This window comes from Empedobacter sp. GD03861 (genome assembly GCF_029840885.1).
GTDB lineage: Bacteria > Bacteroidota > Bacteroidia > Flavobacteriales > Weeksellaceae > Empedobacter > Empedobacter falsenii_B.
Genome location: NZ_JAOCDJ010000006.1, coordinates 144,802 through 156,045, shown reverse-complemented (window position 1 = coordinate 156,045; position 11,244 = coordinate 144,802). Strand labels below are relative to the sequence as shown.

14 protein-coding genes are annotated in these 11,244 nt (G+C 31.8%); 6 read left to right on the top strand and 8 right to left on the bottom strand.

The genetic code is table 11. The features are described from left to right. Nucleotides 1–2: 2 nt before the first annotated feature. Entirely contained in the window at nucleotides 3–329 is a 327-nt protein-coding gene (locus N5D03_RS05440) for a hypothetical protein (protein ID WP_280051108.1), read from the bottom strand. Nucleotides 330–565: 236 nt separating this feature from the next. Between N5D03_RS05440 and N5D03_RS05435 the strand changes: the two genes are divergently transcribed. After that, nucleotides 566–3,088, top strand: coding sequence for an outer membrane beta-barrel family protein (locus N5D03_RS05435; RefSeq protein ID WP_125349656.1), 2,523 nt, complete (start codon nucleotides 566–568; stop codon nucleotides 3,086–3,088). A gap of 73 nt (nucleotides 3,089–3,161) precedes the next feature. Here the strand turns inward: N5D03_RS05435 and mscL are convergent, their stop codons facing one another. The 5 genes from mscL to N5D03_RS05410 all read right to left on the bottom strand — a co-directional run bounded on the left by mscL (nucleotide 3,162) and on the right by N5D03_RS05410 (nucleotide 5,770). Continuing rightward, entirely contained in the window at nucleotides 3,162–3,545 is a 384-nt protein-coding gene (mscL, locus tag N5D03_RS05430) for a large conductance mechanosensitive channel protein MscL (protein ID WP_038332787.1), read from the bottom strand. A 33-nt stretch (nucleotides 3,546–3,578) separates the two neighbouring features. Beyond that, nucleotides 3,579–4,472, bottom strand: coding sequence for a prolipoprotein diacylglyceryl transferase (lgt, locus tag N5D03_RS05425; protein WP_280051107.1), 894 nt, complete (start codon nucleotides 4,470–4,472; stop codon nucleotides 3,579–3,581). Further along, complete coding sequence (gene yidD, locus N5D03_RS05420; RefSeq protein WP_125349653.1) at nucleotides 4,472–4,705, bottom strand: membrane protein insertion efficiency factor YidD; 234 nt, start codon at nucleotides 4,703–4,705, stop codon at nucleotides 4,472–4,474. The genes lgt and yidD overlap by 1 nt, the downstream gene beginning before the upstream one ends. Before the next feature lie 98 nt (nucleotides 4,706–4,803). Beyond that, nucleotides 4,804–5,295 (bottom strand): thioredoxin family protein, encoded by a 492-nt coding sequence (locus N5D03_RS05415; protein WP_280051106.1) that lies wholly within the window; start codon nucleotides 5,293–5,295, stop codon nucleotides 4,804–4,806. A 73-nt stretch (nucleotides 5,296–5,368) separates the two neighbouring features. Continuing rightward, nucleotides 5,369–5,770, bottom strand: coding sequence for a hypothetical protein (locus N5D03_RS05410; RefSeq protein WP_125349651.1), 402 nt, complete (start codon nucleotides 5,768–5,770; stop codon nucleotides 5,369–5,371). A gap of 116 nt (nucleotides 5,771–5,886) precedes the next feature. Here N5D03_RS05410 and N5D03_RS05405 point away from each other — a divergent pair, with 116 nt between their 5' ends. The 3 genes from N5D03_RS05405 (at nucleotide 5,887) to N5D03_RS05395 (ending at nucleotide 8,167) form a co-directional block, all read left to right on the top strand. After that, nucleotides 5,887–7,167 (top strand): replication-associated recombination protein A, encoded by a 1,281-nt coding sequence (locus tag N5D03_RS05405; RefSeq protein WP_280051109.1) that lies wholly within the window; start codon nucleotides 5,887–5,889, stop codon nucleotides 7,165–7,167. A 213-nt stretch (nucleotides 7,168–7,380) separates the two neighbouring features. Then, entirely contained in the window at nucleotides 7,381–7,803 is a 423-nt protein-coding gene (locus N5D03_RS05400) for a type II 3-dehydroquinate dehydratase (protein WP_115001756.1), read from the top strand. Nucleotides 7,804–7,843: 40 nt separating this feature from the next. Further along, nucleotides 7,844–8,167, top strand: coding sequence for a hypothetical protein (locus N5D03_RS05395; RefSeq protein ID WP_280051105.1), 324 nt, complete (start codon nucleotides 7,844–7,846; stop codon nucleotides 8,165–8,167). Between the two features lie 34 nt (nucleotides 8,168–8,201). On the opposite strand, the gene yihA is transcribed toward N5D03_RS05395, so the two are convergent. Together yihA and N5D03_RS05385 are read right to left on the bottom strand one after the other, a co-directional pair. After that, nucleotides 8,202–8,834, bottom strand: coding sequence for a ribosome biogenesis GTP-binding protein YihA/YsxC (gene yihA / locus N5D03_RS05390; protein WP_084106860.1), 633 nt, complete (start codon nucleotides 8,832–8,834; stop codon nucleotides 8,202–8,204). Between the two features lie 2 nt (nucleotides 8,835–8,836). Next, nucleotides 8,837–9,619 (bottom strand): alpha/beta hydrolase, encoded by a 783-nt coding sequence (locus N5D03_RS05385; protein ID WP_280051104.1) that lies wholly within the window; start codon nucleotides 9,617–9,619, stop codon nucleotides 8,837–8,839. 262 nt (nucleotides 9,620–9,881) lie between these two features. Between N5D03_RS05385 and mraZ the strand changes: the two genes are divergently transcribed. Beyond that, a complete protein-coding gene (mraZ, locus tag N5D03_RS05380; protein ID WP_038332815.1) occupies nucleotides 9,882–10,343 on the top strand; it encodes a division/cell wall cluster transcriptional repressor MraZ in 462 nt (153 codons plus the stop codon). Then, nucleotides 10,336–11,241 (top strand): 16S rRNA (cytosine(1402)-N(4))-methyltransferase RsmH, encoded by a 906-nt coding sequence (gene rsmH, locus N5D03_RS05375; protein ID WP_280045228.1) that lies wholly within the window; start codon nucleotides 10,336–10,338, stop codon nucleotides 11,239–11,241. Before mraZ ends, rsmH begins: the two co-directional genes overlap by 8 nt. The last annotated feature ends 3 nt before the right edge of the window (nucleotides 11,242–11,244 follow it).

Below are 11,244 nucleotides of genomic sequence, written 5' to 3'. Positions count from 1 at the left end.
TATTAATTAGCTCCTTTTTTATTTTGATGTTTTTTGGCGTGCAATTCTTTCAATGTTGCTTTTTGTTCTGGCGTAAAAACAGCATTGATTTCATTAAACTCCTTTTGACGAACTTCTTTCATTTTCTTTTTCAATTCCAGTTTTTCGTCTTTGTAGCTGTCTTCAATTTGTTTGATTTTAATGACTTGCGCATCTGTCAAGTTCAAATCTTTTTTTAATTGTTGTAATTTCTGCTCTCTCGATCCTTCATTTCTGTCTTGCGCTGAAGCAGTTGTTAAAGTGAAAGCAATTAATCCTAATCCTACATATTTATAAAATGCTGTTCTCATAATTATCAACTTTTTTTGTTTTATTTATTCTTAAGACTTCAAAAAATTAAAAAGGTTTAAAACGATAAATGTTAAAATTTTTCGGTTATGATGAAATCTTTTAAAAGATGTAACATTTGTGATGAATAATCGACCAATATTTTTTAAATTATTTTTGAAATCGATTAAACCTTTTCCAAAAAGGATTGTCAAACAAGTTGTAAAATTATAAAACTACAAAACGAAAAATTAAACAAATGAGGTTAAGAAGTTTATTTGCTTTGATTTTTATTTGTGTTTGTGCAGGATTGAATGCGCAAGAGCTTTTAAAAATTAAAGGGAAAGTCTTATCAAGTGAAAACAAACCTGTAGAATACACTACAATATCGCTTGAAAGCTCGGAAGATGGAGTTGTGGCAGAAGCGGCAACGGATGCAAAAGGAGAATTTACAGTAGAAGCAAAGGCTGGGCAATATGTTCTTGTGATTGAGCCATTGGGATACGATGTAATAGAAAAACAGATTAATTTAGAATCTGCATTAGATCTAGGTACTTTTACTGTAAAAACGACGCAAACAGTTTCGTTAGGAGCAGCAGTTGTAACAGCGGAAAAGCCAATTTATAAAGTAGAATTGGACAAAAAAGTGTATGATATGGCGAATGATCCAATGTCGCAAGGTCAAACATTGTCTGATGCTTTAGCAAATGTACCATCGGTTTCTGTTGATGCAGAAGGAAATGTTTCGTTGAGAGGAAATGATAATGTAAAATTCTTGATTGATGGAAAACCTTCGGGAATGTTGGGTGTTTCTGATGTAGCAGAAGCTTTAAAAAATATTCCAGCCGAAAATGTTGAGCGTATCGAATTGGTGACAAATCCTTCTGCACGTTATGAAGCTTCTGGTTCTGCGGGAATTATTAATATCATCCTTAAAAAGGGAACAAATACAGGTTTTAATGGTTCTGTAACGTTGAATGGAGGTATTCCTAAAATGGTTGGAGGAAACGTCAACTTAAACTACAAAACAAAAAAATATAACATCTATACTACTTTAGGTACACGTTATATGGATAGAGAAGGGGAAGGAAATGCTTTGACAACAAACTATCCGAATGGAATTATTTCTGATTATAGAAAAACAGATACGAACAACAATAGAATTCGTAGAAACTATAATGCACGTTTAGGAGGTGAATATTATTTAGATGATAAAAATACATTAGGAGCTTCTGCAGGATATCGTTATAATAATGGGAATAATATTAATGATGTTAGATACTATTATTATGATGCATTATGGAATCAAACAGATAAAACAGCTCGTATCGAAAATGAAAAAGAGTTAGAAAAAAGTTTTGATGCGGATTTTAACTACAAACACGCTTTTGATACAAAAGGACATGAGTTTACTTTTACAGGACGTTACTCGTACCAAAAAGAAGACGAAAATGGAATTATTCGTAATTTAAATGCAAGTGATGCATTGACAGGAAATGAAAGAACATATAGTTTAGAAACTCAAAATTCTGCAGTTTTTACAGCAGATTATGTTCGTCCAATTGGAGAAAAAGGGAAATTTGAACTAGGTGCACGTGTTGATTTGAGTGATACGAAAACAAATAGTGGAAATAATACAATTAATACGGACGGAACAGAAACTCCAAATAAAGCTTTCTTAGCTGATATAGATAATCAACAAAATGTATATGCTGGATATGTGCAATACGGAAATGCAATTGGAGAAAAATTCCAATACTTTGCAGGTTTACGTCTAGAAAGTTCTGATATGGAAATTGCAAATCATTCAGAAGGAACTACAATTTCAAAAAAATATACAGATTTATTCCCAACATTAACATTGAATTATAAATTGACAGATAAAAATGAGATGCAATTAAGCTACTCTCGTCGTGTTCGTCGTCCAATGGGATTCATGTTAATGCCATATTTTTCTAGTGTAAATGCATTAGATGTTCGTCGTGGTAATCCAGATCTTAATCCAACATATACTAATTCATTCGAATTATCGTATATCGCAACAGTTGGTAAATTGATGGTGACACCAAGTTTATTCTACCAAAGAACAACTGATGTGATTAATGATTTCCAAACATATAATTATATCGAATCAGGAAATCCTTTAAAACCATATAATCAAGCATTTGAAACGATGCCAGTTAATGCAGGAAATGAAGACCGTTATGGTTTAGATTTAACTGCTACTTATCGTCCTTTCAAATGGTGGAATTTAATGTTTAATGTCAACTTGTTTGGATACAATAGAACAGGTTCTTACTCAGCAATAATTTCAGATTATTTAAATCCAGATACAGGAGTTACAGAGTCGAAAGAATTTACACAAAGTTTCAAAGGAGATGGATTTAGTTCTCGTGGACGTTTATCATCAAACTTTATTTTACCAAGTGATTTTAAATTACAAATTGCAGGTAATTATATGGGAGGAATGAAAACTGCTCAACAAAAAACAGAAGATAACTTATCAATGGATTTATCTTTATCAAAAGATTTATTGAAAAAGAGAGCTTCTTTAACATTAAATGTTCGTGATGTATTCAATTCTCGTAAAAGAGAGCAAACAACTTTCTACGAAGAATCAGAAAACTATCAAAGTATGCGTTGGATGAAACGTTCTATTAACCTTTCATTTACGTATCGTTTCAAAAATACAAATGAGAAAGAGCAACGTGGTAAACAACAACGTTCAAATGGAGAAGAAATGGGAGGTGGAGAAGAAATGCAAATGCAATCAGCTTCTTAGTAGTTTGAAAATAATCGAAAAAAAAAGGATCGCAATTGCGATCCTTTTTTTTTATCATTTGAATGAAAACGAATTATTTGTTTTTCAACAAATCACGAATTTCAGCCAATAATTCTTCTTGTGTTGGTCCAGCAGGAGCAGCTTCTTCAGCAGGAGCTTCTTTTTTCAACTTGTTAATTCCTTTAATCATTACGAATAAAGCAAATGCAACAACTGTAAAAGAAATAGCAGCAGCTAAAAAGCTACCATATTTAATGGCTGTTCCTGGAATTACTAATGCTGCTAAATTTTCAGCATGAATGGCTTTCAAAGCTGGATTTAAAAGTGCTGGTGTAATGATATCTTCAACTAAAGAAGTAACAATTTTACCAAATGCACCACCGATAACAACACCGACAGCTAAATCTACTACGTTGCCTTTTACAGCAAACTCTTTAAATTCTTTAAAAAATCCCATAAGTTTAAATTTATTTCTAAGTTTATAATAATTCTAAGGTTGATTGGTATCTAATCTATTTTTAGATGAGATAAATAAGTATAAACCGATTAACATAAAAGGAATACTTAAGATTTGACCGTTGTTTAATCCTATATTCAACATTTGAGCAACTGCTTCTTCTCCTTGATTTTCTTTATAGAACTCAACAACAAATCGTATTAAAAATAATAAAAATAAGAATATGCCTAACAAAGCTCCCAAATATTTTGTCTTATCTGTTTTGTTGTACATATAAAGCATAATAATTCCTAAGATAACATATCCAATCGCTTCATAAATTTGAGCTGGATGACGAGGAATTACTTCTCCATATCCCAAACTTTGTTGATGAAATTTTACTGCCCAAGGTAATTCTGATGCCTTTCCTACAATTTCTGAGTTGTAAAAGTTTCCAATTCGAACCGCAGCTCCACCAAAAGGAACAACAACAGCCATACGGTCTAATAACCACAATACATTGCGATGCAAATATTTTCTACTAAATAAATAGGAAGTTAAAATGACACCCAATGCTGCTCCGTGACTTGCAAGTCCACTAAATCCTACAAATTCGTAATCTTGTAATAGACCAAAGAAAGCACTTTGTCCTGGTGAATGTTGTACAGGTAAGAAAACTTCGATTGGTCGTTCGATAAACGCTGCTGGATCATAAAAAATATATTCTCCAAGTCTTGCACCTACAATTGCTCCAATAAATGTGTAAAGGAATAAAGGATCAAGTAGTTCTTTTTTCTGATTTTCTTTCTTGAAAATATTTGACATCAAATACCAGCCTACGACAAAGGCAACTATCCAACATAAACTGTAAATATGTACTTTGAATCCTGCTATTTCAAATAAATAAGGTTTTGGATCCCAATCGATAAACGAAATTAAGTTAATCATTAATTTTTCTTTTTAGGTACAGGGTCGTATCCATGTCCTCCCCAAGGATGACAGCGACCAATTCTTTTTGTTCCGAGCCACAAACCTTTTAGCAAACCATGTTCTTTTAATGCCTCTATCATATAAGAAGAGCAAGTTGGTTGATATCTACAATTGCTTCCCATCCAAGGAGAAATCGCTAATTGATAAAATCTTACCAACAGAATAAATGGTGTAACCAAAATTTTGTTCATCTCACAAAGTTAATCAATAACCGAAATAAAAAAGAATCAATCTAAAAAGTTTATGCTTTTGCAGATTGATTCTCTATACGATACGTGCTTAACGCATATTATTTTTTAGTATAACTCGCTGGATCTAATGCTTTGTAAGACCAGTTTTGTAAAAACTCTAACACAACTTTCGGATCATGTCCTTTCACTTCTTTGCTTTCAAGATAAGCTGAGTTTTGTGTGTGAATTAAATTTCCTTTCTCATCTAAAATTACAAAAACAGGAAATCCAAAACGCTCTGGGTGTTTCAATGCAGCTAACGTTTCTTCGTTTTTATTTTTTGGAGAATAATTTACATGAACCACTTCATAATTATTCGCAATATAATCTTTTACTTCTTGATTTTCTTTTGTCAATTTATCAAACATCACACACCAAGCACACCAATTACCACCAATTTGTAATAAAACGTGTTTATTTTCTGCAGAAGCTTTTTGTACCGCATTCGCAATATCTACTTTCGGATTTGTTTCTTCGCTATAAATTTTTGGTTTTTCTGTTTGTTGACCAAATGCAAAACTTAATGATAAAATCATTAAGCTAAAAAACATAGTTAATTTTTTCATTTCAAATTCTAAATATTAAGTCGAATTTACAATAAAAAATTATGCCGAAAACGTTTTTCTACGAATTAATAATCGTATAGTATAAATTTAGTTTTTCTTGAACCGAATTTATTTCATTATTTTTTTCGTTTTGATTAAATTGATTAATCATATTGATAGAGAATTTTGATTCAAATTCTAAACGATCCAATTCAATTTCATAAAAATTAATTTGATGATGAATTTGCGTGAAATAATAATTTACCAATTCAACATACATCAATCTAAGTTCTTGATTTACTCTGATAAATTCGACAAATTCTTGCAATTCGACCAAAAACTCAATCATTTGTTTATTGATTTCTGATTGTTTATCTTTTAGTTCAATCTTTTTCAAATAATCAGTTGATAAAGCAATTTTATCACCCAAAAGTTGGTGCTTTCTTGTTAAAATTAAAGCACATTCTAACGCTTTCTTCATCATTTTAATTTTTATTCTAACACAAAGAAAATAAATCTAAATGCCAAAATATGTCGCCCAAAAAATCATTCATTTTGACAAAACATTCCCTAACTTTGAAATCTAAACAAGATTTTATGAATGCGCCTTTAGCTGAAAGAATGCGTCCAAAAACGCTTGAAGAATACATTAATCAAAAGCATTTGGTGGGCGAAAACGGACCAATAAAAATGATGTTGCAACATGATATGATTGCTTCGATGATTTTTTGGGGACCGCCAGGGACAGGAAAAACGACACTAGCTCAATTGATTTCCGAATTAACTGATCGACCATTTTATACGTTGAGCGCCATAAATTCTGGTGTGAAAGAAGTGCGTGAAGTAATTGAAAAAGCAAAGAATCAAAATTTGTTTTCGGGAACGAAAAATCCGATTTTATTTATAGATGAAATTCATCGTTTCAATAAATCACAGCAAGACAGTTTGTTGGGAGCGGTAGAAACTGGTTTGGTGACTTTGATTGGAGCGACAACCGAAAATCCAAGTTTCGAAGTTGTACCAGCTTTGCTTTCGCGTGCGCAAGTTTATGTATTGAAACATCTCGAAAAAGAAGATTTAGTTGATTTAATCGAACGAGCTATAAAAAAAGATACGGTTTTATCTAAATTAAATATTGAATTAGTTGAAACAAATGCATTATTAAGATATTCGGGTGGTGATGCAAGAAAACTGTTGAACGGTTTGGAGTTGGTGATTAATAGTTTTTCTCCAACAGATAAAATCATCATCAACGATGAAATTGTGCATGAACGTATTCAGCAAAATTTAGCACGTTACGATAAAACGGGAGAACAGCATTACGATATTATTTCGGCTTTTATCAAATCGATTCGTGGTTCAGATCCAAATGGAGCGGTTTATTGGTTAGCTCGAATGATTGAAGGTGGTGAAGATTTGAAATTTATTGCGAGAAGAATGTTGATTTCAGCTTCCGAAGATGTGGGAAATGCAAATCCAACAGCGATGATTTTGGCGAATAATACATTTCAAGCTGTTTCGGTGATTGGTTATCCAGAATCTCGTATTTTATTGAGTCAATGTGCGGTTTATTTAGCAAATTCTCCAAAAAGTAATGCAACTTATTTAGCGATTGGTAAAGCGCAACAAGTTGTGAAACAAACAGGGGATTTACCTGTTCCGTTGCATTTACGAAATGCACCAACTAAGTTGATGAAAGATTTGGATTATGGAAAAGAATATAAATATTCGCACGATTTTCCAGGAAATTTTGCTGAACAAGAATTTTTACCAAATGAAATTTCGGGGACGACTTTTTATGAGCCAGGAAATAATAAGCGAGAACAAGTGGATAAACAATCGCTGAATCAAAAGTGGAAAGGTAAGTATGGATACTAAAAATAAAAATCTCAGTTAATCAAGTTTAACTGAGATTTTAAGGTTTGGTTGATTTTTTTGGTTTAGATTGGTTTTATATGATAATAGGTTGGTGATTGTATATATACAAGGTTTGTGCCAAAACTTAATAAAAAGTAAAAAATTGATTAAAAAAAAGAAAAAATTAAACTTTTTCGATCAAAAAAAGGAATTTTAATTTATAAAATAAAGAAAATGAAACAAATACAAATTATAAACGGACCTAATTTAAATTTACTTGGCGTTCGCGAACCAGAGATTTATGGAACACAAACTTTCGAAGATTTTTTTGAACATGAATTGAGAAAGCAATTTCCAGAAGTTTCGTTGCATTATTTTCAATCAAATCACGAAGGAGATATTATTGATAAATTGCACGAAATTGGTTTTAAATATGACGGAATTATCTTGAATGCTGGTGCGTATACGCATTATTCGTATGCGATTGCAGATGCGATAAAAGCGATTACAACAAAGGTGATAGAGGTTCATATCTCTGATATTTATGCACGCGAAGATTTCAGAAAAAATAGTGTAACAGGTGAAAGTTGTCTAAAAATTATTTCAGGAAAAGGTTTACCAGGTTATGTTGAAGCTGTGAATAATTTTGTGAAATAATTAATAATCATTATCTTAACAAGTTTAAAGTCTATCACCAATGAAGAAAATTATTTTAGGATTAATCTTCGGATTAACCATTGTTAGTTGTAATTCGAAAGCTGATAAACACAATGCAGAGCAAAAAGCTCAGGCAATGACAGCTTGTGAACAAGCGGCAATAATACCAGGAATATCTGCAGCTAAAAAAGAATTGATTACAAAATATTGTGACTGTTCGACAGATAAAATGATGGATGAATTTACGTATACAGAAATGATGCAAATGAATAATCCAACACCTGAATTACAAGAACGATTAATGAAAGTGATTGAGCCTTGTATGAATGATTTGAAAACAAAATCTGCTGAATTAGGAGAGTGATAAACAAAAAAGTCGGAACAACGTTCCGACTTTTTTAATATTCTTTTTTGTATTGTTCTTTCTTGAATTCGTCTACAAGATGTTCGTTCAAACTATCAATATAGCCTAAGATTTCTAATTTACCAATTTTACTCGAAGCCGAACTTGTAAATATTTTTGGTAATTCTTCCCAAGTTTTTAACAACTCGTTTTTGTAGTGATTCAAGTTTTTTTGCATTTGTGTACTCGTTAGTTTATCTAATTTTGTAAACACAATTGCAAATGGAATTTGTTTGTTTCCTAACCATTCCATAAACTGTAAATCTATTTTTTGAGGCGTGTGTCGAGAATCAATCAATAAAAAAACATTCACCAAGTTCTTGCGAAACTCAATGTAATCATAAATCATTTTATTGAAACCACCGCGAACACCTTTTGGTGCTTTAGCAAAACCATAACCTGGTAAATCGGCTAAATACCAAGTGTCGTCCATTTCGAATGTATTAATCAATTGAGTTTTACCTGGAGTTGCAGAAGTTTTAGCTAATGCTTTTTTATCTGCTAACATATTGATTAATGATGATTTTCCAACATTAGAACGCCCAATAAATGCGTATTCTGGTTTGAAAGGATCTGGACAATCTGTATATTTTTGCGAACTTTTTACGAATTCAGCTTTTTTAATCATAATTATGCTTTAGTGGCTGGATCTAATTGTTTTTCGATTAGCCATTTGTATAAAATTTCGTTGAATAATTCAGGGTGTTCCATCATTGGAGCGTGCCCACATTTATCAATCCAAAATAAAGAAGCGTCTGGTAATTCTTCTTCAAATTCTATTGCAACTTCTGGTGGAGTTACATTATCTTGTTTTCCCCAAATCAAACAAACAGGCATTTTGATGTCTTTTAAATCATCTTTCATGTTAGATTTGATTGCGTCTCTTGCAATATATAAAGTTTTGATAGCTTTATTTCTGTCATTTACAGTGTCAAAAACATCATCTACAATTTCTTTTGTAGCGATAACAGGATCGTAAAAAACTTCACGCGTTTTACGTTCTACATATTCGTAATTACCACGTTTTGGGTAAGTTTCTCCAAAAGATTTTTCGTACAAACCAGAACTTCCTGTTAAACAAAGTGCTTTTACATATTCTGGATGTCTGTGACAAACCATCAAACCAATATGTCCTCCTAAAGAATTTCCAACTAAAATAGCTGGTTCTTTAACGACTTCTTCAATAAAATTTGCAACATGTTTTGCAATATTTTTGATATTAGTATTGATGACAGATAAAGAATATAATGGCAATTCTGGTGCGAAAACCTTATATCCTCTTTGTGCATAATAATTTGTAAGTGAGCTGAAATTGCTAAGTTCACCCATTAATCCATGAAGCAAAACAATTGGTTGTCCCTCTCCTTCTTCTATGTAAGAGAACTTATCTTTTTTCTTTAAGCTAAAAAACATTTACTCGATATTAAGTCGACAAATTTAATTAATTATATTTTTTATTTCGTGGTTTATATGAAAAACTTTAACAATCCATATTAATCACTTATCAAAACAAGGTCTATATAAACATTATTTCTCATTTTATACATGGGGTTTGCGTTAGAAAAAACATAACTATCTGATACTAAATTTTAAATTGTTGATAACTATTTCAATAAAAGTGGTAAAAAATGGTAATTTGTGGTAATATTTTCTTTATTTTTGGAAAAATTCTATCATGAATTCATTAATTGGAACATATGAGTGTAAGGTAGATACAAAGGGTAGGCTCCCAATACCAGCGGGTTTGAAGAAACAACTTGCTGAATGTTTGGAAGATGGCTTTGTGTTGAAAAGATCTGTGTTTCAAAATTGTTTAGAACTGCATCCAATGAAAGAATGGGAAAAAGTGATGAATGATTTGAATAAATTGAATCGATTTGTGAAGAAAAACAATGATTTTATTAGAATTTTTACGGCTGGATTAAAAATTGTCGAAGTTGATGCAAATGGAAGGCTACAGATTTCAAAAGATTTAGTGAAATTTGCAGAAATTAATAAAGAAGTTGTTCTGAATTCTTCTGTAAACATGATCGAGATTTGGGATAAAGACAAATATGAAGAGTCGATTAATGTAGATGATTTAGATTTTGCTTCTTTGGCAGAAGATGTAATGGGAAATTTAGGAGAAGATGAGTGAATATCATAATCCAGTATTATTAAAAGATAGTGTTGATGCGTTAATTATTAACGAATCAGGTATATATGTAGATTGTACGTTCGGGGGTGGAGGACACTCACGTGAAATATTAAGTCGTTTGGATCAAAATGGGAAATTATTTTCATTTGATCAAGATGTAGATGCGGTTCGCAATAAAATTGATGATGATCGATTTGAGTTAGTTGAGCAAAATTTTAGATTCTTGAAAAATAATTTAAGATTTCGTGGAATAAAACAAGTTGACGGTGTTTTGGGTGATCTAGGAGTTTCTTCTCATCAGTTTGATACGCCAGAACGTGGTTTTTCAACTCGCTTTGATGGAGAATTGGATATGCGAATGAATCAGAATGCAAAATTATCTGCCAAAACAATTATTAATGAATACGAAGAAGAAGATCTTGCTCGTGTTTTTTATGATTTTGGAGAATTGCAAGGTTCGTATCGTTTGGCGAGAGAAGTTGTGAAAGCAAGAGCAGATAAACAAATTAATACAATTGATGAGTTGAAGCAGATTTTTTCATTCATTCCAAAAATGAAAGAAAATAAATTTTTCGCTCAAATGTTTCAGGCATTACGCATCGAAGCAAATGATGAAATGGCTGCATTGAAAGAGATGTTGACGCAATGTGGAGAAGTGATAAAACCGGGTGGTCGCTTGGTGATTATTTCGTATCATTCGTTAGAAGATCGCTTAACAAAACGCTACATGAAAAACGGAATGTTTGAAGGTGAACCTGAACGTGATGTTTTTGGAAATTGGTCGGCACCTTTCAAACCTTTACAATCAAAGGTGATTGTGCCAACGCAAGAAGAAATTAATGAAAATCCAAGAGCGCGTAGTGCGAAAATGCGTATTGCGGTTCGTAATGAGGATTAAGAA

Coding starts and splice junctions, on each gene's coding strand:
- N5D03_RS05440 (WP_280051108.1), bottom strand. CDS start 329: ATGAGAACAGCATTTTATAAATATGTAGGATTAGGATTAATTGCTTTC.
- N5D03_RS05385 (WP_280051104.1), bottom strand. CDS start 9,619: ATGTTTTTTAGCTTAAAGAAAAAAGATAAGTTCTCTTACATAGAAGAA.
- N5D03_RS05405 (WP_280051109.1), top strand. CDS start 5,887: ATGAATGCGCCTTTAGCTGAAAGAATGCGTCCAAAAACGCTTGAAGAA.
- rsmH (WP_280045228.1), top strand. CDS start 10,336: ATGAGTGAATATCATAATCCAGTATTATTAAAAGATAGTGTTGATGCG.
- N5D03_RS05400 (WP_115001756.1), top strand. CDS start 7,381: ATGAAACAAATACAAATTATAAACGGACCTAATTTAAATTTACTTGGC.
- N5D03_RS05395 (WP_280051105.1), top strand. CDS start 7,844: ATGAAGAAAATTATTTTAGGATTAATCTTCGGATTAACCATTGTTAGT.
- yihA (WP_084106860.1), bottom strand. CDS start 8,834: ATGATTAAAAAAGCTGAATTCGTAAAAAGTTCGCAAAAATATACAGAT.
- mraZ (WP_038332815.1), top strand. CDS start 9,882: ATGAATTCATTAATTGGAACATATGAGTGTAAGGTAGATACAAAGGGT.
- lgt (WP_280051107.1), bottom strand. CDS start 4,472: ATGATTAACTTAATTTCGTTTATCGATTGGGATCCAAAACCTTATTTA.
- yidD (WP_125349653.1), bottom strand. CDS start 4,705: ATGAACAAAATTTTGGTTACACCATTTATTCTGTTGGTAAGATTTTAT.
- mscL (WP_038332787.1), bottom strand. CDS start 3,545: ATGGGATTTTTTAAAGAATTTAAAGAGTTTGCTGTAAAAGGCAACGTA.
- N5D03_RS05410 (WP_125349651.1), bottom strand. CDS start 5,770: ATGAAGAAAGCGTTAGAATGTGCTTTAATTTTAACAAGAAAGCACCAA.
- N5D03_RS05435 (WP_125349656.1), top strand. CDS start 566: ATGAGGTTAAGAAGTTTATTTGCTTTGATTTTTATTTGTGTTTGTGCA.
- N5D03_RS05415 (WP_280051106.1), bottom strand. CDS start 5,295: ATGTTTTTTAGCTTAATGATTTTATCATTAAGTTTTGCATTTGGTCAA.